The 26,432-nt window shown below is 60.4% G+C and carries 26 protein-coding genes; 14 read left to right on the plus strand and 12 right to left on the minus strand.

Features of this window, described 5'->3' with window-relative positions:
* Window positions 1–283: 283 nt before the first annotated feature.
* Together KVT32_RS21455 and KVT32_RS21460 are read right to left on the minus strand one after the other, a co-directional pair.
* Window positions 284–1,885, minus strand: a complete 1,602-nt coding sequence (locus tag KVT32_RS21455) for a hypothetical protein (protein ID WP_254636976.1) — start codon at window positions 1,883–1,885, stop codon at window positions 284–286.
* Window positions 1,886–2,237: 352 nt separating this feature from the next.
* Complete coding sequence (locus tag KVT32_RS21460) at window positions 2,238–3,764, minus strand: hypothetical protein (RefSeq protein WP_152385734.1); 1,527 nt, start codon at window positions 3,762–3,764, stop codon at window positions 2,238–2,240.
* Window positions 3,765–4,031: 267 nt separating this feature from the next.
* Between KVT32_RS21460 and parM the strand changes: the two genes are divergently transcribed.
* The 10 genes from parM to KVT32_RS21510 all read left to right on the plus strand — a co-directional run bounded on the left by parM (window position 4,032) and on the right by KVT32_RS21510 (window position 14,320).
* Window positions 4,032–5,102: a ParM/StbA family protein gene (gene parM, locus KVT32_RS21465; RefSeq protein ID WP_152385735.1), complete on the plus strand. Its 1,071-nt coding sequence runs from the start codon at window positions 4,032–4,034 to the stop codon at window positions 5,100–5,102.
* 2 nt (window positions 5,103–5,104) lie between these two features.
* The gene (locus tag KVT32_RS21470; protein ID WP_152385736.1) at window positions 5,105–5,581 is read left to right on the plus strand and encodes a hypothetical protein; all 477 of its coding nucleotides are present in this window, start codon (window positions 5,105–5,107) and stop codon (window positions 5,579–5,581) included.
* A 182-nt stretch (window positions 5,582–5,763) separates the two neighbouring features.
* Window positions 5,764–6,237, plus strand: coding sequence for a DotD/TraH family lipoprotein (locus tag KVT32_RS21475; RefSeq protein WP_152385737.1), 474 nt, complete (start codon window positions 5,764–5,766; stop codon window positions 6,235–6,237).
* Between the two features lie 9 nt (window positions 6,238–6,246).
* Window positions 6,247–7,980: a type IV secretory system conjugative DNA transfer family protein gene (locus KVT32_RS21480; protein WP_152385738.1), complete on the plus strand. Its 1,734-nt coding sequence runs from the start codon at window positions 6,247–6,249 to the stop codon at window positions 7,978–7,980.
* Between the two features lies 1 nt (window position 7,981).
* The gene (locus KVT32_RS21485) at window positions 7,982–9,208 is read left to right on the plus strand and encodes an ATPase, T2SS/T4P/T4SS family (RefSeq protein ID WP_152385739.1); all 1,227 of its coding nucleotides are present in this window, start codon (window positions 7,982–7,984) and stop codon (window positions 9,206–9,208) included.
* Entirely contained in the window at window positions 9,205–9,663 is a 459-nt protein-coding gene (locus tag KVT32_RS21490; RefSeq protein WP_152385740.1) for a hypothetical protein, read from the plus strand. The genes KVT32_RS21485 and KVT32_RS21490 overlap by 4 nt, the downstream gene beginning before the upstream one ends.
* A complete protein-coding gene (locus KVT32_RS21495; RefSeq protein ID WP_152385741.1) occupies window positions 9,660–10,586 on the plus strand; it encodes a toxin co-regulated pilus biosynthesis Q family protein in 927 nt (308 codons plus the stop codon). The genes KVT32_RS21490 and KVT32_RS21495 overlap by 4 nt, the downstream gene beginning before the upstream one ends.
* Before the next feature lie 38 nt (window positions 10,587–10,624).
* On the plus strand, window positions 10,625–12,295 hold the full coding sequence (locus tag KVT32_RS21500; protein ID WP_152385742.1) for a type II secretion system protein GspD: 1,671 nt from the start codon (window positions 10,625–10,627) through the stop codon (window positions 12,293–12,295).
* A gap of 2 nt (window positions 12,296–12,297) precedes the next feature.
* On the plus strand, window positions 12,298–13,686 hold the full coding sequence (gene pilO2, locus KVT32_RS21505; protein ID WP_152385743.1) for a type 4b pilus protein PilO2: 1,389 nt from the start codon (window positions 12,298–12,300) through the stop codon (window positions 13,684–13,686).
* Complete coding sequence (locus KVT32_RS21510; protein WP_227741426.1) at window positions 13,667–14,320, plus strand: hypothetical protein; 654 nt, start codon at window positions 13,667–13,669, stop codon at window positions 14,318–14,320. The genes pilO2 and KVT32_RS21510 overlap by 20 nt, the downstream gene beginning before the upstream one ends.
* Before the next feature lie 447 nt (window positions 14,321–14,767).
* On the opposite strand, the gene KVT32_RS21515 is transcribed toward KVT32_RS21510, so the two are convergent.
* Window positions 14,768–15,010, minus strand: coding sequence for a hypothetical protein (locus KVT32_RS21515; RefSeq protein ID WP_217618837.1), 243 nt, complete (start codon window positions 15,008–15,010; stop codon window positions 14,768–14,770).
* A gap of 77 nt (window positions 15,011–15,087) precedes the next feature.
* On the opposite strand from KVT32_RS21515, the gene KVT32_RS21520 reads away from it, so the two are divergent.
* From KVT32_RS21520 to KVT32_RS21535, 4 genes are all read left to right on the plus strand, one after another.
* Window positions 15,088–16,317 carry an ATPase, T2SS/T4P/T4SS family gene (locus KVT32_RS21520; RefSeq protein ID WP_217618838.1) on the plus strand — a complete coding sequence of 410 codons (1,230 nt, stop codon included), beginning with the start codon at window positions 15,088–15,090 and terminating at the stop codon, window positions 16,315–16,317.
* Window positions 16,314–17,456 (plus strand): hypothetical protein, encoded by a 1,143-nt coding sequence (locus KVT32_RS21525; protein ID WP_152385745.1) that lies wholly within the window; start codon window positions 16,314–16,316, stop codon window positions 17,454–17,456. The genes KVT32_RS21520 and KVT32_RS21525 overlap by 4 nt, the downstream gene beginning before the upstream one ends.
* Window positions 17,457–17,527: 71 nt before the next feature.
* Entirely contained in the window at window positions 17,528–18,154 is a 627-nt protein-coding gene (locus KVT32_RS21530; RefSeq protein ID WP_193725396.1) for a type 4 pilus major pilin, read from the plus strand.
* A 64-nt stretch (window positions 18,155–18,218) separates the two neighbouring features.
* The gene (locus tag KVT32_RS21535; protein WP_152385747.1) at window positions 18,219–19,880 is read left to right on the plus strand and encodes a type II secretion system protein; all 1,662 of its coding nucleotides are present in this window, start codon (window positions 18,219–18,221) and stop codon (window positions 19,878–19,880) included.
* Between the two features lie 202 nt (window positions 19,881–20,082).
* Here KVT32_RS21535 and KVT32_RS21540 read toward each other — a convergent pair whose 3' ends face one another.
* The 9 genes from KVT32_RS21540 to KVT32_RS21580 form a co-directional block, all read right to left on the minus strand.
* Window positions 20,083–20,280, minus strand: coding sequence for a hypothetical protein (locus KVT32_RS21540; RefSeq protein ID WP_193725397.1), 198 nt, complete (start codon window positions 20,278–20,280; stop codon window positions 20,083–20,085).
* Window positions 20,281–21,027: 747 nt separating this feature from the next.
* A complete protein-coding gene (locus tag KVT32_RS21545; protein WP_152385750.1) occupies window positions 21,028–21,345 on the minus strand; it encodes a hypothetical protein in 318 nt (105 codons plus the stop codon).
* 61 nt (window positions 21,346–21,406) lie between these two features.
* Window positions 21,407–22,273, minus strand: coding sequence for a phosphoadenosine phosphosulfate reductase family protein (locus KVT32_RS21550; RefSeq protein ID WP_152385751.1), 867 nt, complete (start codon window positions 22,271–22,273; stop codon window positions 21,407–21,409).
* A 178-nt stretch (window positions 22,274–22,451) separates the two neighbouring features.
* The gene (locus KVT32_RS21555; protein ID WP_152385752.1) at window positions 22,452–23,303 is read right to left on the minus strand and encodes an N-6 DNA methylase; all 852 of its coding nucleotides are present in this window, start codon (window positions 23,301–23,303) and stop codon (window positions 22,452–22,454) included.
* A 145-nt stretch (window positions 23,304–23,448) separates the two neighbouring features.
* Window positions 23,449–23,964, minus strand: coding sequence for a hypothetical protein (locus KVT32_RS21560; protein WP_152385753.1), 516 nt, complete (start codon window positions 23,962–23,964; stop codon window positions 23,449–23,451).
* 61 nt (window positions 23,965–24,025) lie between these two features.
* Complete coding sequence (locus KVT32_RS21565) at window positions 24,026–24,412, minus strand: hypothetical protein (RefSeq protein ID WP_152385754.1); 387 nt, start codon at window positions 24,410–24,412, stop codon at window positions 24,026–24,028.
* 101 nt (window positions 24,413–24,513) lie between these two features.
* Window positions 24,514–24,786, minus strand: coding sequence for a hypothetical protein (locus KVT32_RS21570; protein ID WP_193725398.1), 273 nt, complete (start codon window positions 24,784–24,786; stop codon window positions 24,514–24,516).
* Between the two features lie 52 nt (window positions 24,787–24,838).
* A complete protein-coding gene (locus tag KVT32_RS21575; RefSeq protein ID WP_152385755.1) occupies window positions 24,839–25,219 on the minus strand; it encodes a hypothetical protein in 381 nt (126 codons plus the stop codon).
* A 138-nt stretch (window positions 25,220–25,357) separates the two neighbouring features.
* A complete protein-coding gene (locus KVT32_RS21580) occupies window positions 25,358–26,323 on the minus strand; it encodes a hypothetical protein (RefSeq protein WP_152385756.1) in 966 nt (321 codons plus the stop codon).
* Window positions 26,324–26,432: the final 109 nt, after the last annotated feature.

A 26,432-nucleotide genomic window follows, 5' to 3' on the forward strand; every position in this document is an offset into this window, starting at 1 on the left:
GAACTCATTAGCGGTTGTTCCCGGCGCGATCGACGCAGCGAGGGTCATCCGCGTGAAGTGGTGAAGCACGCGCTGCAACTCGATGTGGTGGCGCCTACCGCTTCCCACAATCGCTTGAGGGGGAGCCGCAGCCGAGCACAGCCGACAACGCTAACGAGGCGATGACTGTGCAGCCGCCCTCGGTTTGCCGGCGCCGTTGGGCTTTTGTCACGCCGCACCAAATGGTCGTTACGACGACCCGCTCGAAATCTTCTAAATCGGACTTGGCTGCTCGCTATCGATCTCACACAAGGGAATCAGCGATGGCTTGTTCGAATTTTGATGCATTATGGCGCATTACATGGTCAATCTGATCAAATTCCCTCTTCAAGGCCAAGCGATATGAACGCTTGGTCGGCATATTCGCTCCCAAGGTCACCGAAGTAAGAAATGACGATGAGACGTCCGCCAGATCTGGATCACTGTGAACTTTGATATGACTCCGGACGACGACTTCTAGCAGATAAGTCTTGAACTGTGCAGAGAGCTTTTCGCTTGGAACGATTTTTTCAAGCATCGAGCCCAGCATCTTGGTGGCTTCCTTGGAAATATAGTGGCGATCAAACTTATTGGCGGTTCGGACAGCGTCGGGGATCTCAGAGTCATTAATCCGCGCACATTGCTCAGCCCAGTCAGTGGCAACTTTTACCAAGCGGTAGAGAAGGTAGTGGAATGGCGTCGGCCATTCTTGATAGTTGTCTTCGACCGACGGCACAGACATGTTGTCGAGGATTCTTTCCGCGAAGTGCGAAAAATAGTGCAACCACATATGGTCGTGTAGCCCTTGATGGATGCCCTCATGGACCATTATTTCGAAGAGTGTTATTCCGGAATTGATCGGGCATCGGAACCTGCTTATCTCGTAGTACGAGCCCAACGGTCTATTAAGTGTCTCGACGAGCTTACTATCTTCATCCAGCCGTCTGCATACCGCTTCACCGATTGCTCTGTAGAGACCATTCTTCACGGCCGCCTCTGCGTCGGCAAAGAAAAAGCGAAGCAACCTGTTTGCTTCCGGAAGACGAAGCCGATTTCCCACGCTTTGGTCCTGGTTGTTCTTTAACTCTACGTAGAGCCGGCTTCCGGACGCGTCGAGCAGTGCATCTATATAGTGGTCAATGAAATCGGAGCGCATCGCTTCATCGGCTTTAAGGAGCTTAAGGCAGAAATGTGGGTGTGCCACCGCGAGCTGGATAGTCAGCTCAGGGGAAGTTACTAGATTCAAAAGAATTTCATGGGCTTGCGTGGCGGGGTCATCGCGGGTCGTGCTCAACAGCTTCAATCGTTGAAGCAAGGCGATCAGGGCCTTCCGCCATGCAGGCAATCCTTTGGGCGGTTTCCCCCGCGACAACGCAGCCTTGTCGATTTCGCGCCTGTCGAGCCGCTCGATTAGGCGCAACAGCAGGGGCTGCTGCTTGCTCACTGACATGAGTTTTGGCAGTTGGGGTTCGACCAGCAGCACCAACTCGTCGTAACGCTTGGTGAGATGCAAGTGGTCGATCAATTCACGGAACACGCGAACTCTACTTCGGGCGAGAGTAGGAAATCGTGTGCGCCAAAAAAAGTAGCAAGCAAAGGACAGAAGAAGTAGGTAAACCGCACTTGAACTGTCGAGACCCCATTTCCACGGACCTAGGCTGTAATACATCCCAACCTTATCCAAGGCCGGTGCAAAAACCAGATAATGAATAAGCAGAAAAACCACGCCGCCGACAAACCAATCCCTCCAGGTCATGCAGAAGCGAAGTCGAAGCCTGCTGGTAGGGGAAATCAACGCCCACACGGCGGCGATGACGCCTAATATCGTGAGCAAGTTGGTAGTGTCAATTTGGGTAGGGGTTGTCATGAGCGATTTGTTCTTGCATCCATTCTTCTTCCTTCAAGGTTACATGCGTTACCTCATGTTTGTAAGATGAATATTTCAATCATGAGAATCAGAGGTGGTCATTTAATCCTTCAGTGGATCTTCCCTCCCTCGCACCTTGGCCAGCGCTGTGAAAGGGGCTGTAGTCGTGGTCGTCCTTAAGGCAAGGCAGATAGCAGGAGGCCGGTCTTTATCCCCCGTCCTTCGCAGCAGCGCTTACAGCGCGGCGCCGTTTTCACCTCGGTTGGAAGTCGCGGGACTGGGACTGAGCCCGTCAAACTGTCTTGCATCCTCTGGCATCAGTTTGAGGCGAGAGTGATGCGCGAACGCTGGTTTACACAGTGCGACTGCGACGGGTTTCCGGCTGCGGCTGGCGTAGAGCTGGCACACCAAAAGGCCAGGCATGCCCGGAGAAGGCCTTCAGCATGTCAGAGAAGAAGGGCTCCGACTTGGTTGGAGCCAGCAGACCCTCGGGATGGTGACCGGTTTCTCTGAGCACCAGGTCCAAAGCCGCCTCGAGTGGGGCAAGGCTGTTTTCCATGTACTGCCTGGCACGCGCGAGCGCGGATTCCAATGGCTGCTGCGCTTCGTCCAGACACGCCGCGCTACGTTTTGCCCACAGGGACGCGCTGCTCACGCCAAACCAGAGCCACCAAGTGGAAGCCTGCCGTTCGGCACGCGCCGGTTCGCGAGGTTCTGCCCAGTGATCCACATCGCCCTTCGAATCGCCCCATGCCAGCGCGTCGATCAACTGATCGGAGAATTCGCGGCCCACTCCCCAGTTCGACTTCAAGATCTCGATGTCGACCTGCAGGTTGACGTACTCGAGCACGTGGCGGGGTTCGCTGAAAACCTTCTGCGGCAGGGATTCCAGCATGGCGCGGAGAGTCGTCAGTGCATGGGGGGCGTGAATCAGCCAGCGCCAGCGTTGTGCCATGGCCGTGGTGGAGTCGAAACCTTCCTGAGGGTATTGGGCAAACGCAGACAGCCCGCCGGCGAAGCTCTCCTGACGTCGCCGGCGCAGCAGTGTGGTGCGCTGGACATGGAGGTTTGCGAGGAGGCCCGGTTGATCGAATTGGGAGACGGCGGTAGGTGCGCGCTTGCGGAGACGAGTCCGATGGACCACCGCCCGATGCTCTCCATCGTACATTGAGAAGGACACGCTCATGTACTCGGGAAGGGCATGGCTGGCGTTCGAGCCGAACCGGAGCTCCTCGAGCTCGTAGGCAAGATTTGAAAGCAGCCTACTTAGTTCTGCCACACCGCCCGGCTGCGCCCCCAACCAGTCTCTCAACGCCTGGAACTTGTCATCTACCAGAGCCGCGACGCGATTAGTGGCGGCCATGTTGGAGACGAGGGTGGCGGTCGCCCCGGCCGACGAGGCATGGACCAGGCCATAACGGCTGTTGTGGTGGACGACCGATCCAACCTCAGGCAAGTCAATCGCGAAATCCATCTGAATCAGCTCTGGATCCATGGAGCAACCGAGTGTCAGGTGCTCCAGCCACTTCATGATCTGCTCGATCATGGCTTTCGACTGATGCACGCTGCAACGGTCTCCCAGACGTTGCCAGATCTTCGCGCGGAGCAAATTGAGGCAGCGGTTCGCGTCGGGAATGAGGTCGGCGTCCAACGTGGGCTGCTGACGCTGATTGCTGGCGCGCTGGTGGAGAACGAAGCGATACGGCGTGCCCAGCAGCATCGGAATCAGCGCGTCGCGCAATAGGCGCCACTCCGGATGCGATTCCCAGGTGCGGTCGAGGAGAGGGAGGTTGTGGCGCGCCAGTTCGATCAGGAACGGTGCGAATTCGCGCCAGGAGCTGCGTATGTCGTCGCCGATCAGGGAACGAGTGGGGGGCATATCACGATTCCTTGCAGGGCCAGCAGATCCGCTGGCTGTGACTGGTGCGGCGGATCCGCCGACGTCGAATGACATCTCGAATGTCATTGAGTGGAAGAAAATGCCGCTCTTTGCTTGGTGTTTTCATTATGAATCAATATAATGATTCATACAAACCAGAATTTGAAACTGTCACGATTCCGGGATCACCCGACCGCCTGGCGGCGAAAGGATGTCCCGGCCCTTTCTGGTGGTACGCCACCCCAACTGGATTGATGCATCTCCGATATGAGCAAAGAGAAGAACCTGACCGCCGTGGGCGGTGACGATGGCCACTATGCGATCAAGATCGCCGTGATGCGGCCCGGCTCGCCGATCAGCACCTTTGCCATGCCCGCACGTGCTTGGCCCGGCAAGCTCACCTCCGCCGGCCTTACCGAGAGCGCTTCCGCTGAGGGTTTGGACAAAATCTATATGACGGCCGATAACCAGTACGTCACGATCACGGCGGACGATTTGCTGGGCAAATTCGCTGACACGCGGTCCAACGACTACCCGACCTCGGCAGTGAACCGCGCGCTGGTGCATTACGCACTGCGCCAAGCCGGCGTCTCGGGCCCGACCAGCTTGGTGTCTGGTTTGCCGGTGGACCGTTTCTACCTGGGCGAGGTGCCCAACAAGGATCTGATCAACGCAAAGCGAGAGAATCTGCTCAAGCCGATCTCGTGCTTGGCAGACATCGACGTGCCCGTGATCGAAATGCACCAGGTGCTTTCGGAGGCTGTGGCTGCATTCTTCGATCAACGCTATGACGAAGACGGGAAGGTCAATGAAGAATTCCACGAGCTTTCGAGCTTGGCGCCCGTGGCAGTCGTTGACGGCGGCGGCAAGACGCTGGACATCGCGGTGGTGCGCGAAGGTGGGATGGGTCTGTACAAAGATTTGTCCGGCACTGCTGATGTGGGGGCACTGACACTCTACGATCGCTTGAACCAGGAGCTGCGCAAACAGTTCAGCCTGGGTCAGGACATCGCGATCAAGTATCTCGAGCATGCAGTGAAGACTGGGCAGTATCGCCTCTACGGCAAGCCGCAGGATGTGCAGAAGCTCGTTGACGGCATGCTGGAGGAGTTCTCGGATCAGATCCGCTTCGAGGTAAACAAGCGGCTCAAGGACGCCTCGCAATTCGGGCGCACGATCTTCGTGGGTGGCGTTGCAGAACTCCTGGGCAAGTTCCGAGCCCGCGTGTTTCCCGGTCTGCCGGAAGAGGCGATCATGATTCCGGCCAATCCGGGCTTTGCTAATGCCCGCGGCATGGCGAAGGCGGCCTACCTGGCTGCGCAGCGCGCACGGGCATAAGTATGGCCAAGCAGCAACCTAGCACGGACATGGTCCGATTCCAGCTCAGCCAGTTCCCAGATCTGATGCCGCTGGCTGATCGTGTGGGGGCGGATGGGGAAGGCCGCGGAGGCTTGGTCCGGGAAGTCCGTCGCTTGGTGCGCTTGGGCATGGCGCTGGAGTCAGTCGGCATCGGGTCCCGCGAAATCCAGGCGCTGATGGATGGTGCCCTGCAGCTTGTGCCTACCGGCGTGCGCGGCGGGCTCCTTGCCCCCCAGTCGGTAGCTTCGCAGATCCCTGACGTGGCTCCGCCCGCGGCGCGCTTGGCTCACGCCATTGGCGCCGTGCGGCGGGATGACAAGTCGACTCTGGAACCGGCGGCAGAGGACTCGCCGGCGGCGTTTCGACATCCCGCGCCGGCACGGGTTGCGTCACCGGGCGCTTCACCTGCCGCGGCGGCGCCGGTGGATGATCCCGTTCTGGACGCATTCATCGTATGAAGGAAATCTTCCTAGATCGTTGTCTTTCACCGGTGAAAGAAGAGTAGGGGGCGCGCAAGCGCCCCCTTTTACATGAGTCCGGCGGTTCAGCGCCGCCTCAAAATTGTGTGCCACATGTCACAGGCCGCTAGACAGTATGAGCTATTATTACGACGCATACTATTAAAGGCTTGGACGCGCTAATGGCCAGACCCCACGGTTTTCAGAAATTTCCCCATTTCAAACAGCTCCTGCGCATCACTGCGGCGGTCGCCGTGGTCGTGACGACAGGCTGCTCCAGTCAAGGCCAGAACCTCGGTAAGCCCGGGGAAACCGCCAAGGCAGTTCGACTCCAGCTGGAGGGCGCCCTGGGCCGCGTGCAGTCGCAGCCCACCTGGAGCGATGCGGCGGACAACGCGGCCCCGCGGCCGAACTTTGCGAGTGACTCCATTTCGGTGGCGTGGCAAGGCGATGCAGCCGTCTTCCTTAACGAAGTGGCCCGCCAGCGGTTTCTCAAATTCACGGTAACTGGCCCGCAGCCGCGAATGCCCATCTACATCTTTGTCAACGCTACCCAGATGGCCTATCTCGATCTGCTTCGCGATGTCGACAAACAGTTCGGCCAGCGCGCGAACGTCGTGCTCGGCGACGGGTACATGGAACTTCGGTACCGATAGGGCAGACGAATGCAACCGAAACAGCAATATGCCGCCCGCGTAACCTTTCGCAGGGCCATGCTCGTTGCGGCCGTCGCCGCCGCATTCGGGGGCGCGCCCGTTTGCGCGTTTGCCCAGCAGAGCGAAGCGCTTAGCTCGCTGATGAATGCCTCAGCTGGCCGCGTAGCGCCGCGAATATCGCCCGTCCGTGAGGCGATATTGCGACCGACCGCGCAAGCCTTGGGCACGCAGACCGGGATGATTGAGGCAGCGAACGAAATCCTGCAGGTCGTCAACGACATGGGCGGCACGATGGATCGGACCTTCCGCTTCGGCGACCTGGTCATGGGCCAAGGCGTGCTTCCTCCGGTTGTTGTCGCTTCCCACAACTCGGCTTCCATCGGCGAAGGCGCAAAGATGATGCGCGTTGCCGGCAGCGTCTACAAGATCGAGGAGCCGGCGCGCTTCTTTACGGGTGCCCCGTCTTGGCGCGACTGGCTCCTGATGGGTCTCCTGGCTCAATCGGGTGCGCCAGAGCTGCCGGACAATCCCCAGCTGTTACCTCAGGATGACAAGGAGCGGGCCTACTGGCAGGAAGTGGTCCAGAAGTCCTACGTGCTGGGGCGTGAGCAAGCTGCACGCATCTTCGAGGAGAACCTCGCCGGCCTGGAGCGCACCTACCTGGGCATGCGAACCTTCTACGAGCTCCATGGCCGCGGACTGGTTTCACTGCCGCGCCTGGCCACAACGCAGGATGTGGTCAATCAGACCGACGCCAACACCATCGTCGTAGGCGATACGGTCTTCCGCATCACGGTGCCAAGCTCGTTTAACACAGACACGAACAACTGGCGGCCGACCACCGGTACCACTCCGACGCCCGCCATTCCCGCTCAAAGCGTGAATCTTGCCAACCCGGCGTTCAAACCCTACGTGCCCGCGCAAGCACAGCCCTTTGCGCCTGCCGCGCCCCCTGCTGGGGCTGGTGGCGGCGCGGTGCAGACCGCCCCCGTCGTCGCGCCCGCGCCCCAGATGTCACCGGCACCGGCGGACACTGGCTGGAATCAGGTACCTCAACAGCCTGCACAGGCAAACCCAGGCACCGAGCAGGTGATCCGAATTCGCATTGGGCAGGGCGGCGGCGTGACAGACGCGTCCTCCTACGCTCCAAGGCCGATTCCGGCGGCAAACCCGTATCGGGTAACTAGCTCGCTGCTGGTTGGCGTGGCCTTTAATGCCGACCTTCCAGCCATGCTCCCAGTCCGCCAGTCACCGGTCGACGAGGCGCAGGTCTTCTCGATGCCTTCACAACTGCTCCCTCACGCGGAGCCAGCTCCCTCCGCAACTTTGCCGCAGGTCCGGCCAGCACCGAAGGCCGAGACCGTGGTCGGAGATGCTTCGCCCGAGGAGCTCGCCCGAAAACGGGCGGAGCTTTACGCGAAGGCTTACGCGGACGAGTTCCAACGAGCGTACGCCGCAGCGGCGAATGCTGCTCGCCAAGTTGTTGCTGTGTCTCAGCCCAACGCGACCCGAGAAAGCCGCGAGGCCGTTCCTGGCGGCGCCCCGGTGCAGTCACCGGCATTGGCACCTCGGCGCGTCGCGCAAGGCGCTCGTTCGTATCAAGTGCAAGTGGGCGACACCGCTTACTCAGTAGCGGCCCGCTTCGGCGTCAGCTGGCAGTCCCTGCTGGAGAAAAACGGCCTGCAAACGCCGGCGGACGTTTCGCCAGGGGTGACGCTCCATATCGGCGCGAGCAGGGGCTGACATGGCGCTTTTCGATGGCGAGAAAAAACTTGCTCAACTGGTCCTGCCACCTGGCTTTGGCGGATTTGACTTTGAGCTGGCCCTCCAGAGCGCACACGCTATGGGGATCTCGGACCTTACCTTCCAGTCGAAGGACTACGTCTTCGGCCATGATCAGGGCAGGTGGGTGCGTCTGAACGACCGCAGACTTGAGCATCGAGAGTTAGAGCAAATTTTGGCTCAACTGTACGGCTCCACGACTGGGAGCGCACGCCTGCTGGATCGTGACTTTCTGGACTTCGCCGCCGTCATTCAAGAGAGCCCGGGTTCCGAATCCTGGATCCGCTTCCGGACCAACGCGACGCTTAGCTACATCAATGGCCAATCGAAGGGGTTCTCGATAACCATGCGCCGTATTCCAGGCGCACCGCCGAGATTCGAGGATCTGCCGCTGCCGGCTGAGCTGCGAGACAACTTCCTCATCGCTGAAGGTCTAGCTGCTGTCATTGGAACGACGGGCTCGGGCAAGACGACCTTACTGGCCGCGGCAAATCGCGCGCGCTTGGAAGGCGACAACCCGGTTCGCATCCTCATCTTCGAGGACACGCAGGAGTACATCTACGACGGCTTGGCAGGCGGGCGTATGCCTGAACCCTCCCAGGCCATCATTGGCGACCACCTGAAGTCCTACGACCAGTCTGGGCCAAACGCAATGCGGCGCAAAGGTGACGTGATCATCGTTGGTGAAACACGCGATCGCGCTTCGATGACCGCCTGCTTCGAAATGGCGGCGTCCGGGCATGCGACCTACCACACGTCGCACACCAAGACGCCAGACACCTATTTCACTCGGACCGTGAACATGTTCCCTGAGGAAGTGCAGCCGGACCGTGCGTCGCAGCTCGTCGAACTCTGCCGCCTCATCTGCGGCCAGAAGCTATATCGGGCTTTGGACGGGCGCAAACACGCCTTGCAGTCATGGGTGGTGCTGGATCGTGAATGCGTGGAAAAGCTCGAATCCGTGGAGTTCAAGGACCGCGCTCGTCTGATCCGAGGATTGGTCGAAGATCGTGGTGCATCTTTCCGGCTTCAGGCGCTTCCCGAAGTGCGCGAAGGCCTGATCACCTTCCGGACTTTCATGAACCTCACCGGGATGACACCCCCCGAAGGGCGAGAGTTTCTCCAGCACCACGGAATTGATAGCCAGGCGCTTCCCGCGAACGAATTCACCGTCGAGGCGGCAGCATGAAGCGCGCGGCCTGGACCAAAACAGCCTTGAATGTGGGGCTTCCGTATACCGACATCCCAGCCTACGTCGTCTCACCACTCGTTCTTGCATGGGCGACGCCTGACGCAGTTGCATCCTATGTCGCTTGGCCATTGGGCCTAGCTGGCTGCGGATGGCTCCTCTATCTGAATCGAGTGAAGAAGCGAACCCCCGGGTGGGCCATGCGGCGCCTGCGGTCCTGGATGCGTGGCGCGGTTTATCACGCACGGCCGATCTGGCATGTGAGGCGCATGTCCCGCCCGACATCGCCAGAGATCGCCCTGGGAATTGCGGTGGCAAAGCTTGATGACGAGATGACCGCCTTCGGGTTTGAGCCGGCGACAAGCAATGCACCCCGGCCGGCTGAGGCGCAAACCAAGAAGCCAAGCAAGGCCAACAAACGTACCGATCAATCGAAGAGGAAGAACAGCCAATGAAGCCCATCGCGATGCCGATCCACACCCTACGTGCGCTCCTGGGTGGCGTGCTCGCAACTGCGTTGTGTGCGCCCTCCATGGCCTTTATTGATGAACGAAGCCCTCCGCCGCCGGCGCCGGTCCCGTTTCAACCGGGCGCCTCATCGGTGCCGATCGCGAGTGCTCCCCTGACCCTCACCACCGCGCCCGCCGCCGGCCAGCAGCAAGTTGCCGGCTTTGGCAGCGCGGCCGCGCCGGGCAGCGGCGTGCTGAGCGGCTCGTTCACCGAGATGGCTTGGCTTGCTCCCATTCCTGCCTCCGGTGCGCCAGGGCAGATGCCCCTCTCGGTCGCGATCATGCAGGCAGTTCCGCCCGCGATTGGCACAGTCCAGCTGGATGGCGATTCAGCGGCGTTCTCTCGCATGGTGGTGCTTCCCTCCGGAACCTCATATCAGGCGGCGCTCGCCTCCGCAGCACAACAGGCCGGCGTGCGCATCGAGCGGTATCTGAAGACTTTCCGAGTCGTTGACCTGGCGGCCGGCCAGCCTGGCCGCTCGGCGGCATCTGGCGTCGCGCTGGGTGCTGCTTCCACGGGGGCGCAGTCGATGGCGGACATGGCCCTGGCGCCGGCGGAGATGGCGCCAGTGGCAGCACCGTCGCGCCCCCCGTACACCGTCTCTGTGAGCGATGTGAATCTGCGGCGCACGCTGGCACGCTGGGCCAAGACCGCAGGATGGGTGTTCGAACCGGAACACTGGCAGGTGAAGGTCGATATTCCGCTCACCGCCGCGGCCTCCTTCAGCCCGGACTTCAAAGAGTCCGTGCAGGACCTCTTGTCCTCCAGCGAGCTCGGGGACACGCCGGTGCACGGCTGCTTCTACACGAACAAGGTTCTGAGGGTCATTCCCTACACAGAAAGCTGCGATCGCACTGCGGGCCGCTAACGCCCGGCCCACTCAAGAAAACGGATATCGAGAACCCCATGAAGAAGAACTACCAACGCTTCGCACTGCGTACGGCGGGACTGGTGGCCGCGCTCGCGGCATTGAACGGTTGCTCCGCGATTCAGCACTCGGATCGTGTGCTGGATTCGTCCAAGCGTAGTCGGGAAGATGTCGCTTCCCAGATCGGCAACTACAAGTCGAGCATTACGGATCGTGATCGCCGCATGCATGCCAACCAGGTGGATAAGCCCTGGATCGTCGGGAAGGCCGTGCCGCTGGGACGTGAAGTAACTTTGCCGGCGGCCTTGCGCCGAGACGTGAACACCGCCCTCATGTTCAAGGGAGGCGCGACGTCGTTGCAGACGATCGCCGAGCGGATCCAACTCGCCACGGGCATCAACACCCGGGTAACCCCAGATGCCTTGATGGCGCAGGAAGCGTTCGCGCCGAGGCTGGAGGGGGAGAAGACTGAGAACCTGCAGCCTCTGATCCAGATGCCCAGCGTGGCGCAATTGCCCGACGGCATTCGCCCGCTTCCCGAGGCGCTCGACGCGGTGGCAAACCGCCTGGCGGTTCATTGGAAATATGACGATAAGACATCGGCGATCGTCTTTTACCGCGTGGAGACCAAGGCGTTCAACGTGCGCGCCCTGCTGACGATGGCCACGGTAAACGCTGGGATCGGTCTGGACGGCAAGTCGGGGAGCTCCGGATCTGCGGACAGCAAGTCGGGCAGCAACTTCGATTCGACGTCAAAAACCGACTTGAAGGGCGAGGAGAAGATCAGCCCCATCGAGTCGGTGATGGGTAAGGTCAAACCATTCCTCAGCAAGGCTGGAAGCATTGTCGCTCAAGCCAGCGGAACCAACTCGATCGTGGTCACCGACACGGTTGAAGTGCTGCGAAACATTGACGAGTTCCTCGAGCGCGAGAACCGCATGTTGACTCGTCGTGTTCGACTTGTGTTCGAAGAAGTGGTGGTATCGGTGAATGACCAGCATGACGCCGGCATCGACTGGCGGCTGATTTACTCGACGGCCAGCGCGGCCGCGGCGGGCGCCGCCCCCACGGGGACGATGAGCACGGCAGCTGGCACGATCGCGTCTGGAACGGTCGGAAGTGGGCCATTCAAAGGGTCGGACGCGATCATCAAGGCGCTTGACGAGATTGGAACGACCACCCGCTCCACCGCGATTCCGTTGTCCGCACTGAACCGTCGGCCGATCACCTACGCTGACCGGAAGACCTTTTCGTACATCAATGAGGTCCAAACCACGGGCCTGACTTCCTCGGACTCCAGCAGCGGCTCCTTCAGCACTGTGCCGAACGTTTCTGTGCGCCAGAAGGACGTGACGGTGGGCCAGTTCTTGACCTTGGTTCCCGATGCGCAGGAAGACGGCCAGATTCTTCTGACCATCTCCTACGACAGCACCATCAACGACCCTCTTCAAACCATCAAGTTTGGCGATAGCAAGAACGGGATCGAGATCCAGCAACTGACTGTGCGCGGCAATGGGATGGTGCAGCAGGTGGCTCTCCAGTCTGGTCAGCCTCTCGTCATCGCTGGATTCCAGAAAGACCAAGACCAAACTTCCCGCCAACGTTTCGACGAGAAGGCACCCATTCTGTTTGGGGGCGCCAATTCGACGAACAATCAGAAGCTCTACAACCTCATCATCGTCACCGCCCAGGTGGAAGAGGGGCTGTAATCATGGCCATCTGGCGCGGCGGCAAAGCCGCGAAATCACGCGACCTTTTTTCGCACGCCTTGGTGCAGGAAGACAATCGGACGCTCGTCTTCGGCGTGGACTGGGCTCCGTTGCTCGGAAGTCGCACCGACTCGGTGGCGCGCAAGAATGCAGCTCAGCTGAAGGCGACCCATTACACCGTAATCACCAACAACGGCCAGACGGGCTTGGGCACCGTCAAGTTGAGCAGGGCCGAAAAGAAGCTGATTCGAAAACGGAAGATCTTCCCGGCCGCGGCTGCCTTCGCCATATTCCGCCCAATGGGTACGGCGGTTGGCTTCTTCGCCTTGGACGATGGCCGAATTTGGCTGGTCCTCTCCCAAAACGGGATGATTCGGCGCAATGGCGATCTGATCTACGACGACGAGGATACCGCCTGGCAGCGTTATCACCAGCTCCAGGCAGAGGCTCAGGATCCTGAGAAGAATGGGCCGAACTGGTCGTTCTACAGCAACCTGGACATCGCGCAAGTTGAGCATATAGCGCTCGAGGAACTGCTGAACGTCGAAATCCGGCCATTCGAGACCCGACATTTCAGCCTGGATCAGCTTCCGAAGCCAGTCAAGGTTTGTCTCTGGTTGGTTGTCGGATTCTTCGCAGTGAATGCCGCCATGGATGCCATCCAGGCTTGGTCTCGTGATCGCCGCCTCGCCGAACTCCGCGCAAACATGCAGGACCCGGAGCAGGCTTGGCAGGCGGCCATCAGCGAAGAGGGGCAGCACAAGCGTGTTGACAGCCTCAAAGGGGTCGAGGCCCTGTACCAGAAGTTGATCGAAATCCCGCTCGATGTGGCGGGCTGGCGATTGCACGAGGCGACCTGCGAGGCGGGGGGCATGCTCTGGCAGTGCAGAGGGACCTTCCTTCGAAAGGGATACGGCGCCACCAATGATCAATTCGAGGCGGCACTACCCAAAGGCTGGAAGGCTCGTTTTGATCCATTGGGGACCGCCGAAGGGGTCTGGTCTTTCAGCATCGTTGGAGCTAAGACCGGCGTCACGGCGGCGAGTTTGCCCACCCGAGAGAAGATTCTCCGTTCACCGGTTAGCCAGCTGCAATCGATCCTGCCTGCGTTCACGTCGATCCGGCTTCCGAACCCAGAAGCGTGGAACGTTGCGACGCCTGTGGACGGGAACGGAAAACCCGTGTCGCGGCCAAGCAATCTCGCCGTTCCAGGTGCGATTCCGCTAGTCCTGGAAGGTCCTCTGCGTTCGCTTTCTGTATGGGAAGTGGAGAGCACGCCTACTGCGATCAGGAAGATTGTGATCAACCGCGTCGACGCGGAAGTAAAGCTGAATTCCAGCCCCCTAAAGATGACATTGACTGGAGACTTGTATGTTCAAAACGCGAAATGATCGCGGCATGGGTGGCGTGAAGAGTGCCCTGGCGATTGCGACCTTCGTGGCGAGTGTACCGGCATGGGCGCAGAGCCAAGCCGCCCCCAACGCAGCCGCTGCGGAAAAGTCCGCTCTGCAGCATGTGAAGGGCCAGGTTGGCAATCTGCTGGATCTGGACGCCCAGATTGCTGCAGACAAGATGCGCCTGGAGGCCGGCTTGCCCACCCAGGCGGACGCGCAACGCCAAGCGGCAGCAAAGCACGAAGAGGCGCAGGCCGTACAGCAGCGGGTTAACACACCGCCCCCACCACCTGCTCCACCGCAGGTTGAAGCCATTTATGGCGTTGGCGGGAAGCTGACCGCCGTTGTTTCTTACGGAGGCCAGCAGTACGAGTTTCGGAGCGGCCAAGCGTTTGCCGTCGGCCAGAATAATGGCCCCCGCCTGAAGTCGATCAGCGGTCGGTGTGTGACTGTGAGCTTTTCCGACGCCACGCGGACCGCCTGCTATCGGCATGACACGAATCTGGGTCCGGGCGAAGTGCCCACGACATACTCGCGCAATGGGGGCCCCACGCCGCGCCAGGATAGTTCCTCCCAGGTGGCAGCCCAGTTTGGAGTCATTCCTCCGCCGCCCCCATTTCTTTCCAAGTAACACAGCTCAAGGACGATTCAATCCATGGGTCTATTCAGTTTCCTCCAGCCTAAGCCGACGAGCTCGGCCGGCGCCCGCGCATCGACGGTGAAGAAGGGAGTTCGCCCCGTTGAGCCAGGAGTGAAGGCCGGACCGTCTGCATCCAGGACTCCGCCGACGGGAGAGCGACGGGCGGCCGACGGCAGCAGGGCGGTGCGCCAGACGCAGCGCCCTGGCCCCTCGACAGGTGCACCGGTTGAGCGCAGGGAGACCCCGGGAAACGGTGGCGCCACGAATACAACATCCAGCGGCGGGGCCTCCGCGCCGACCGTTATTGCGTCCGAGAACGACCTCGCAAAACATGTGAGGTTTGAAAAGGCGATCTACAAGGAGCTCGACCTCGTCCCTGCCATTGCTTCAAAGGTGTGCCCCATCCTCTTGGATTCGCAGACCGTGGTGCTCCTTTGCCTACCTGAATTCATAAATTCTGACCAGGCGGACGAAGTTGAGAAGCAGGTGGCGCAGCGGATGCAGCGTCAGATGGCCGATCCGCGTCGGATCGCCGTTGCCGTGCCGAGCATCCTGAATGCCATCATTCGCGAGCACATCCACAAGGAGACCCTGCTCAACCGCCGGAAGATCCTCGCCAGCCCCGAGCGGACGGCGATGATGAGCTTGCTCGAGGACATGATCCGCTGGGGCGAAAAGCACAACGCGTCGGACATTCACCTAAACGTGTTTGACGATCGGCCCTACTCGGAGGTCAAGTTTTCCGTAGGGGGAAGTATGTGTCCGTCGAACAGTTTGCAAAGATGCCGACGCAGCAACTCCAAGAGATGCTGCGTGTGGCCTTCATGGAGGTCAGGGGAGCCGCGCAGTCCACGTTTCAGCCGCTTATGGAACAGCAGGGCCGGAGCACTCATACCTTGGAAGGCGGAAAGCGGGTGATGTTGCGGTGGGCGACCTTGGCTGCGGACGCCGGCGTTTCAGTCACGACCCGACTGCTCCAGCTGGACGTTGACGAGAAAGCGAAGACCTTCAAGGAGCTCGGCTATCTTCCGGCGCATGAGCGGATGATGCGGCGTGCTCGAATGACAAACGGCGGCGCAGTTGCCATCGCTGGCATCGTCGGATCAGGTAAATCGACGTCTTTGGCCACCTGGATCAGAATGATTCCGGAGGACCGGAAGATCGTTACCTTTGAGGATCCGGTTGAATACATCCTGCCCAACGCGATCCAGAACACGGTCACGCGGCTGGCTGATATCGACCCGTTCGAGGAGAAGCTTAGAACGGCGAAGCGAAGTGCGATGCACGATTTGATGATCGGCGAGGTTAGAGATCTGATTACCGGTCGTGCGTTCATGGATCTCACAGCCTCGGGCACGAACCTATACACGACGACGCACGCAGGTAGCTCCGTCCAGATTCCCGATCGCTTTGCGTCAGAGGTAATTGGGGTGTCGCGCGACTTTTTGGCCTCGTCTGGCATTCTCAAGCTGCTTGTCTATCAAGCACTGATCCCAAAGCTGTGTGAGTGCCGTCATGGCTTCGACTACCTCATCAAAGAGGGCGGGAAGGACTCGGAAGGCCAGTACCAAGATGGCGACTTCTGGCGCGAATACGCGGACCGCATCGACCGCTTGTACAGGATCGACACGCTGACCAACGTCAAGGTGCGCAATCCTGATGGCTGCCCCAAATGTAGAAAGCAAGGCTTCGCGGAGCTCTTCGGATTGAACGATCGCACGGTGGTCGCGGAGATGATTGAGCCGGCGATTGACGACCACGCGCTGGAGCTGATTCGAAGAGCCGACAACGCGGCTCTACAGCGGCACTACTTTGGTCGCACCGATCTCGATTACACGAGCGAAGACATGAACGGGAAATCCGCGATGGACTGCGCAATTTACAAGGCGTTCTTGGGCGAACTCGATCCCAGAGAAATTGAGCCTCGCTTCAAGTCCTTTGAGACGGTGGAAGTCGCTCGCGAGATCGCCAAAAGGAGAAAAGCATGATCGGAGCATTGCATCGGTGGGCATCTGACCTGGGGCAGTTCTCAATCAAGCATCATCTTGCCGTCAGAGGCTTCCAGAAGCGCCGCGCCGACTTCTACGAGAATCTGTGCGACACCATGGAGGCGACCGCCGGAAAGAAGACGTTGCAGAACATTCTGCAGGATGACTGCGAGCGCTATGGTGGCGTTTCCACACTGCGTGGCTATCTGTCCGATTTCCTTGCCACCCGCTTAGTCAGTGATGGCGAGGGCAAGCTCAGTGAAACCTTGCGGGATATTGCGCCCGAGGAAGACATACTGATTCTGGGAATCGCGGAACTGGCCGGGCCAGGCGCTCTGGAGCAGGCGCTGCGCGACCTTACCGATTACACGCGCTTGATGGAGCGGGCGAAGGCGGCGTTCAGGTGGACAGTTCTGACCGGAGTTCTTTCTCTGGTGATCCTGGTGGTCATGCTCTTCATCATGGCGTTTCTCACCTACCCGCGCCTGGCGGATGTTTTCAGCATGCTGCCGACGGACATGTGGCGAGGAACCGCGGCAAGGTTCAGGAGCACGGCTCGCTTCCTTTCGGACAACCTGTTTCTGATCCTGGGTGTCGGTGGCGTCGTCGTCTACTTGTTCGGCTGGTCGTTAAAGAACCTCACTGGATCTATTCGCGAGCGCCTCGAGGATCGGTTCGTATGGCGCGCCTTTCGCGACTTTCAGGCAATACGTTTCATGATGACTCTGTCCGTCATCCTCAAGCCCAGGCAGGCAAACACGATCAGCATGCGCGACGGCATCCTGATGCTAGGGGATGCGAAGAATCCTTGGTTGAACTGGCACATTCAAAAAATGATCGCCCGAATCGAAGAAGACCACGTCACGGGGGCGGAGACTTTCAATACCGGAATTCTTCCCCAAGAGCTCTACTTCAATCTGGCAGATGTATGCGTTACCAACAGCATTGACTCTGGGCTGCAGAAGATCAGACGCCAGATCGAGGTCCGCGTTTTGGCTGATGTGGCCAAACGTGCGGTGGTGGCGCGATGGGTCATGTTCGGCATCTCCATCGCGGGCCTTATTGGCATTACGGGCTGGCACTTCGCGACCATCGATAGTCTCCGACGCGCACTTCAGACTTTCTATATGTCCTCTTGATTGGGACGAGTTCCGATTTTTTTTAAACGATGCCCTGCATTTGGGCACTTCGAATTTTAGAAGAGGTAAACATGCTTGCAATACACGCTTCGAGCAACGCTGAAACGGCCAATAAACTGGTGAAAAGGCGGAAGCAGAGCGCCAATGGCTCCTTGCTGACGGATATCGGGGTTGGCTTAGTAATTCTTGCCGTGATTGCGATCTTCTCGATCCCATACGTGAACGAGTACCTCATTGACGCGAAAACGCCGAAGGTGGCGGAAGATCTGCGGCGATTCATGGCCAGGAACCGGATCAACGGGACTGCTTCTGCTGACCCCAATACGGCGTTTTCGGCCGCTACTCAACGGGCGTTTGCGCTAGCCCTCTCCGGCTCGACCACCATGTCGTCGAACAGGAACACTTTCGTCGTTCAACACAACTTGGGCAGCGGTGGCGTGATCCTGTATGCAGGCGCTGACGGCGGCAAGGGCTACACCCTCACGCTGGATAAGGTGCACCAGGTCGCCTGCGCTTCTCTCGCTGGAATCTTGAACCGTGATTCGAACAAGATCTCGATCAACGGGCAGGAGCAGAAGAACACCGAAACTCCAGTCAACTTCAGCGCCACGACCGCTGAGGCCGCATGTGTGGACGGCGAGAACAACACGATGGTGTTCACGGCGGGCAACTACGAGATCAACGCGGGATCTCGCTAAAGGCGCGAGCGGCTCGGACTGAGGGCGGGAAACTATGGATTGTTCGCAGAACTACGGAGTAGCCATGAAGTTGTGTAAACGCCCTTTGGCACGGGCAAAGCGACAGGCCGGCTTTGTGTTGGCCGAACTTGCTGTCGTTCTGGGAATCGTAGCCATCGTGGCCGTCCTTGGCGCGAGCAAGATAAAGAATGAGCTCGACGACACCGTGGCCGAGTTTACTGGGACCTATATGCTCAGCATCAAAGGTGGACTCGACGCGTTCTTGAGCAGCACGTTCGACGATATCGCACGAGCAAATTACGATCGCGTGCGCACTGGTACAACGGCCGGACCTGGCGGTTCAGGACGACCTGGCTATCCGACCTTTCGTCTCGAGCAAACTCTTGGCGATGGCAGCCAGGAGTTCTCGCTGAGCCTCATTGACCTTCGGCGCGCCAAGAACGTCCCCGGTGGCTTCCCGGCCACGGCCCCGCTCGGAAACCAGCCGCTCCTAAAGATCATTCGGTCCGGCGGCGCGACGTGTCCTGGAACGCAATGCCGGATTGACGCGATGGCCTACACTGCGCGGCCTCTCAATTCTGGAATCGCGACGTTTGGTGACTCGGCGATGGTCGGCAAGTTTCTGATGTCCACTGCCGGCTACGGCATGGCTGCGCAGGTGGAGAATCCGGCAGAGCTGCGCGGGGCGACGGGCACCTTTCCCAACCCGGTAGACCTGGGAACTGACGGCATCGTGGGCGTCCACGCGCTGCTCGACACGACGATGTATGAGCAGTTCGTTCGCATCCGAGATACGCGAGATCCTGACCTGCAGGGCAATCTGTCCGTTGCCGGCACGACCAACTTGAACGTCGTCAATGTGAGCGGCGATCTAGGTGTGGGTGATGACGGCACCGGGCAGCATTGCGTAGAGCTCCGGCCGGAAGGGCGGGTCATCGTGAACTGTGAGGGGCTGGTCCAAGCATCTAAGGGTGAATTCGACGGGGTGAAGCAAACCGTTGTGGATGGCAATCTGGGGGTCACGACGAAGGGGCTCGTTGACACCGATGAGGGCCTGCGCGTCCGGGGAACTTCGGTCACGGCTGTGGGTGAAGACGACGGACTGGACATCAAGCTCGGCACCAATAGTGGCGTGGCTATCCGCCGGCAGGACGGCAGCGATACTCGGGTCGAGAGCACCCAGTTCGACGCGCAGAAGCTGCGTTTGCGCAATCCTTCTGCCACTGTGCGCGCCGGCCAGGCGTGCGCAGCGGAGCAGTTGGGGATGATGGCGCTCACCACGCAGGGCGGCGTGGCGTACTGCAACGACGCCGGCACCCAGGGCACTGTCTGGATGGAGTTCCTCCGGGTTGCCACGGAAGGGGACACTTGTGGCGCGCAGACAATTCCTGGCTCTTTGGCACAGGGCACTGCCGGCACGCTGGTGTGTCGGAATGGCTACTGGCGCAAGCTGTCCGACCAGTTTTCCGCCCTCACGCTGGTCGCGTCACGGATTGTTGGCAACGGCGAGGTGGTCGCGCGGCCATCGTGCGGTGATCGCGGTTCAGCGCTCATCTACCTGGTCCCCCGGTCATTCGACTCGAACCGGCCGGCGTGGCAGTGGGTGGTTGATAGCTCGGGTGGCAATTGGGTTGTCCGAGTCAACGCGCCAGACTGGGGTCAGACAGTGGGCACTCCTAAGCTCGCGCAAGCGATCGCACTGATGTACTGCAGCTATGCCTACTGATGCGCACACTGCCCAGATCAGCCTCGCAGATCCAATGCCGCCGTGTGACGCACCGGCAGAAGATCTGAAGCGTTGGATGGCCGGCCGCCTAGGCCTGCTGGCTCGGCCAATGCGGGGCGGTGATACCACGACGCGCGAGGCGCACGGCCTATGGTGTGCGATTGTCGATTCGATGGTGTGGCAGCGTGACCGTCAGGGAGCGTCACTGGACATTTCTCGATTCGTGCTGGCGCTTCGATTGCCGGAGCTTCGGCGCCGTGCTGACGATGGCGATGTCGTCTTGGCCGCGTACCTTTCGCGCGTGGCCGGCGGCAGCGAGGGCCAGGCCGCGCTCTACCGAGCGCGGCACGCGTACCTTGCGAGTTTCCTTGTTGGTGAACTGGTCGCCGAAATTGAGCACGTCTGCAGGGCTGCGGCTGCTTCTCCGCGGCTACGGGGGGCGGAACGCCGCGGCGCGGGACCCTGGCGAACAGCGGCGTTGGCTGCCCTGTGTACGGCGGTTGGGGCTGGATTGGGGACGTTCGCCATTGTTGGACCGTCATCAATCTTTGGAGTTATCTTCAGCGGGGGCGGCAGCCTCTAACGCGCCGGCAGCCTGGGCAGAGCAACTTCCAAGATGCGTGATGCCCAGGCGTATTCAGGACTATGTGACTGCTCCTTTCCTGTGGCTGCAACTGCGAGCTCCAGTCCCGCCAACAGTTTGACCGCCGCCCCCCTTGCCGTAGCCACGCTGCAGTTTGCGGCTCGCGCTGCATCTTCTGGCCAGGCGCCGTCGACCACCAATGCGCGCGCTGCTACCACTTCCTGGGGGCGCAACCGCGCAATCTGGCACAAGGCCTCAAATTGCGCGGTGTCCGCCGCAGGCGCACGACATGCTACGCCGCCCTCGGGGAGAGCCGCGCGCGCGATGTCAAAGGCGCCAAGGAATCGCCCAATGGCATTGCTTACCGTGGCCTTCCCCACCCCGAGCTCTTTTGCTACCTCCAGCCGCTGGGCGCCGGACAGAACGATCCGCCTCACTGCGTTGCGCACGTCCGGGGAGTCCAGGCGTGCGACGTCGGCCAGAGCTGCGAACTGGTCGTCGGACAGGGGGCCTGGGATCTCGGTGGTCATGTGAGGGGAGGGGGTAAAGGGCGCAGGCGCCATTCTAGTTGACCCCTCCGGCCTGTCGGGCGTCTAGCGCCTCCACCGCCTCGATCGCGTGCCGCGCGATTTGCAAGAGGCGGTCCCGTTCCCGGGCGTCTCCCGCCTGCGGGCTGACCAGGGCGGCGAGTTGACGCGATATCAGCTCAGCATAGTAGCGGGTGCCATGGCGGTCGTTGGCGCCCGGCGCACCCCAGTCAGCCCGGTCTTTGGCGCATCCGTAGCCGACTTCGATGAGGATGGCGAGGGTAGCAGGCGTCAATTCGGAGGCGGCAGCTGCCGCCGGCACGTCATGGGGCTGGCGATGGGGTAGGTCGATCATGATATGGCTCCTATGGGAGTGGTAGAAAACGGTTGGTTTGTCGAAGGCTTAAATCCACGGGTCAGGCGGGAACCGCAGAATCCGGTAACAGGGCGGGGAAGGAAAGCTGCACAGGCGCCGGCGGGGGGCCTGCCAGGATGCCCGTCACCTCTTCCAGACTGCGGCGTCCGTGCTTTTTCGTCGGCATCAGCATCACCTGTTCGGTTTGCCGCTCGAGCATGACGTACTTCCGGTACAGGTGCGGATCGTTGAGCAGCTCCGGATGTTCGGTGGCCAGGCGCGCGGCGGTCTTCAGATCCTCTTCGCTCGCCATGATGCAGAAAACACAACTGAAGCGCTTCATCCCCAACTTGTAGACCGGGTGAGGCTCCTGGCCGGCGGCCGCGATCGTGGCAAACACCTCCTGTTCGGTCATCTCGTGAATGGGGTGCCAGTCGTACCATTCTCGACCAGCCTTGCTGTTGCGGGTGCTGAACTTGAAGACGGGCAGCTTTTTGCGGCCCGTGGACTCCTCGGCACGCATCCCCATGCAGTTGATCACCAGTCCCCAGGCAGGGTGGCCTAGGGCTTGGCGTTCCCGCGTAATGCCGCGAATCGTTCGCTCAATGGGCCCACGCTTCAAGTCGCTGGTGCACCATCTCTGCTGAGGTGACGGGAACATTCCACGGTCTTCAACCATCCGCAGCAGGTTTCGAGAGGCCCGGCAGGTGATCAGACGCTCGCCGCGCGAGGTGGCCAGGATATGGCCGACCGCGCCGGCCCATTCCACGGCGCCGAGGTCGGCGTGCACGAGGATCAACTGTTCAGGCGGGACGAACTGGCGAAGGACCAGATACATAGCTTGGCTGTCCTTACCCCCAGACGTGTTCACAACCACGAGTGCGCCGCGCGCAATGAGTGCGGAAATTTCGGTCGGGATGTGGGCCATGATTAACCTCGCGCTCGCTTCCCTGTGCGCAACCTGCGGCGCGCGAGGCGGAGCCGAAAGCCTTTGCTGTGGTTGAAAGGGTAATAACCGAACAGGAGGAAGCCGGCGCCAGGGTCTCGTCCGAGGTCCTGCGGGCTAAAAAGCAACGCGTTGCTGATTCGGCGGGTGCGCATCTTCATCATGCCCCCTCGAGTTCGAGAAGGTTCAGTTGAACGGCGCCTTTGGACGGGATGGCGGTCACGGGCGCGCGCTGCTTGTCTTCAGAGGAGGCCTCGGTCTCGCGCGATCGGATGCGCTGGGCTGCGTCCTGCTCTTCCCGCGCGTGAAGCCGGCGCTCCCAGCCAAAAAGGCAGTGCGCTGGGGTGCGCCAGGCACTCTCGGTGTTCCAGCCCTTGTACGGCTCCTGCGAGAGCGAATTTCCGAGAAGGAGGATAGCGGGCACATTGAGCAAAGACAGCTGAATGTAGGACATCTGCACAGCAGTGCGGTCGATGTCCACGCCCGTCACATGCAAGGTGCGGTGGGGCGAAAGCCCTTGGTCACGGAACTGCTCCGCAACGGCAATGAGCATCGCGCCCCCGCCCGTGCACGGGTCGTTCAGTGTGATGAAGCCGCCGCGCTCACGCACCCAGGCTGCCAAGTCCCTTTGGCCATGGAGCATGCGTGCCATCAGCAGGCTGACCTCATAGGGGGTGAAGAACTGACCAGTCCCGGCGTTCCCTAGATCGAGACCCATGTACAGGCTGCCAAGGAAGTCCTGATACCGTTCTTCGAGGGCCATGACCACGTGCGCAAGGCATTGCGAAAAGATGGCCATCTCCTCGGGCGTGTAGCGCGCCTGAATCTTTGCGTATTCGGCTTCCCGAGAAGCGCGGCGTGCTGGCTCAACTGGTGAGCTGATCGCGCACGCCGCGCTGGCGATAAAGTCTTCCCAGACACGGTGGATGCGATGCCGGGGGCTGAAGGATTCCAGGAGTTTGATGACGGCGCGATGGTGGTCGGTGTGGCGAGGGTTTTGCTTCTTGGCCATGTGCATTCCGAAAGGTGAATGGGAGGTTCAATATTCAGAATACACATACGCATATGTACTTCAAAACATTTTGACCGGCGGCGATCTGCCGCATTTGGGTGTGCGCGGCGCATTAGGCAGCGCGTTGCCCTATCCGATCTTGCAGTCAGAGAATCTGCACCTCATAGGCGCCGCCTAGCGCGCGCGCCTCGAACACAGCCTCAGGAAGCGTGCACAGGGAGTCCATTCGCTCGCAAGGGCGGTGGTCATCCATTCGCGTGATTCGGTAAGTCTGTCGGTTCTGGGCGTGTGGCCGATTCGCGACCAGGTGGCCACGGTGGAGACGAATCAACGAGCGCAGGGCATCCCAGCAGATGGACGGAGTGCTGCCTGAATCCGCGTGGAGTCCCAACTCGTGAGCGAAGAGCGCACGAAGATCTTGCAACGTGCTCTCTCGCACGTCGACAACAGACACCGCCTCAACTGCTCGGCCCTTGATCCACGCCTCTCGGTCGGCCTGACTGTCGAGCGCCGAGTGTTCGTCGTGCTGGAGCATGATCGCAGCTGTGGCCAAGCACGCGGATTCCGGTGTGGGGGCGAAAACGTCGGCATCGAAATGGCCCTCGTCCTCCTGCGCCCAAGGCAAGACAACGCGCCAGAGGCGGTTTTGGGTAGTAGTCATTAAGAAATCCTGAAGAGAAAGGATGGCCTGCCGTAGCGGGCCGTATACGCTGAGTTGAGCCCTAGCCGTTCAGCGCGCTTACGTCGTCCCGGTCGACGAGCTTGTAGAAGTAGATCCAGGCATCGTCGGTGAGGATGTGAGTCCAACCTTCCTCTTCCGCCGCGTCCACGACGTGCATCGTCATGTCGTGCTCGTCGGGGCAAATCTTCTCGACGCCGCGACGTTGACCTGCCTGCTCCTGGCTGACCAGGACCGGATCACCGTCGCGCTCCTCTTGACGGCAGCGCATCAGGATCACGTTCTCCTGCTTGATGGTCTTGAGCTGCTCTTGGAGGTCTCCCGACGTGTTTGCTGAGGAACCGGGCGCGCGCAGGCGGCGCTCCAAAATAGGGAGGAGGGTGTTGGCAATGACGCGAGCTTGAGTCAGCGGTTGCACTGTGATGGTCATGTGAAATGGTCCGGAGATGGCGCGACTGCGCAGTGGGTAGTGATGCAACCCAGACTACAGAGCCGAGGGACCGCGGCAAAACTTTGCGGCTGCGATCACGCTTAGCGCGTGAATATCGTCGGCGCTACAAATATTGACCACGTTTGTGCGTGCGTCTCGCCGTCCCAAGATGACCCGCTCCAGGCGCTTTGGTCGAATTCGAACTCGACTTGGTTCAGGTCTTCATGGGCGAAGCCGAAAACCCGGCCCGGTGTACTGAGAGTGGCTGCAACTCCGTCCAAAACGACCACTGCTGCGCCGGGTCCGCTGGCCAGCAGAAGCGTGCGCAGGCGCTCCATATAGGACTGATAGGAATAGCGAGATGTACTGGTCATTGGAGACTTTCGATGGAGGCGGCTCCCGGGTTGGTGCCGCCTAGGTTGAGACTCAGTTGGGCACGTCGGCGGTCAGCGGCGGTTCAAGGACTACGACACGGCCGGGCAGGTCGAGTCGAGAAAGCCGCTCTTCAGCATCGCGCGCGGTCGTGTATGGGCCTTCGATGGAGATGCCAGTGTCGATCGTCCCGCGAAGGACGATGTGGCTTCCAGCTTCATTCTCGGGCTGTAGGACCGGCAAGAGCCACCAGTCGTAGGGAGCGTCAATGAGAATGTCTGCGTCCTCGACGCCGGTCAGATAAGGGCCCGAAAAGGCCAGACCGCGGTCGATGTATCCATACGCGAGGATAAACAGAGGGCGGTTCGCTGGTGAGGAGGGGGCGGCGGAAGTCGCTTCAGGGCTGCGTTCGGTCAGTGGTGTGTTCGTGGGCATAGGGCCCTCCAGATATAGAAAGACGGAGCTGGGGGCGGGTGCGAACCATGCTTGGCCGCGCCCCCAATCAATCGCTACCGGCTCAGCCGGGTAGGCCTGCACCAGTGGACGGTGTCGCGCGTTTTTGGGCGTTGCGGCTCACCAGTCGTAGGTAGGGACGTCGTCAATCACATCGCCGTCCTTATCGAACTCGATCCGGTCGATCCCGTTCGAGTCAGCGTACGCAAGGATCGGATGAAGCCACGCGGGCAATACGAGGCAGTCGCGGACTTCCGCCAGGCGAGGAGGCACCTTCCACAGCCAACCGAACTCCATCGACACGCCCATCTGGTCGAGGAAGTCCCGCGCAGGGGCTTCGTCGGGAATATGCGCGGTGGACAGTACGACGGAGACGAGCCGCTGTGGAATGGCGGGGAGGGAAGGCTGAAGCATCGGAAGCACTTCGGCCAGGATCGCTACCCGCTGGTCCTCGCGCTGGATAGCCTTGAGAACGCCCTGTAGTCGGGCGGCGAAGACCCCGGCGGCCGCTTGCAAGTTGTTCTCGCTAAGCGCAGTCTGAAGTTCGCGAGCGGCGCTCAATGAGGAACTGGTCCCGAAAGAGCCAGCAAAGTGGGACCCGAGGTACTGGGCGGAGCCGCCGAAATTGCCGTCCACGCAGCGGTCTGCCCATCGGCCCTCCTGCACGGAGAGTGACCAAAGATCGTGTCCGTCATTGAGAACCTTCGCGAGTGCGCAAAGAGTTGCGATTCCGACGTTGCCGTTGTCTGCTTCTTCCAGCAGGGTGTCAATGACCAAATGGTCGGGACTCTGGAAATGACTGCACAGGCGCAGGAGGACTGCTTCATCAGTGAGTTCGCTCGCGTCTGCGATGCCAAGCGAATCAGACAGTTCGCGCAACGAATCAAAGATTGGATCTGCGTCGCAAAGCCCGTCGCCGTCTTCCAGGAAAAAACTGAATGCCTGGAAACCGGGCGGCACTGCGCTCGCGTCGATGTCGACTGCTTCGACGGACTTGGAGGCGACGCTGCCGAAGAGTTTTTGAATGACGGCCGTGTTGCGACGGACGATCAGAATGCAGGTGGCGAGGGAGTATGCGTTGGCCATGTGTATCTCGAAGGTGGAAGGCGAAGTGCCGTTCCGTCCTTAACCAAGATACACATAGGCGTGTGTACTCCAAAACTTTTGTGCGGGCGAAAAAAAAGGCGAGGAGTGA

The organism is Achromobacter sp. GbtcB20 (assembly GCF_019091095.1).
GTDB classification, from domain to species: Bacteria; Pseudomonadota; Gammaproteobacteria; order Burkholderiales; family Burkholderiaceae_B; genus Achromobacter; species Achromobacter mucicolens.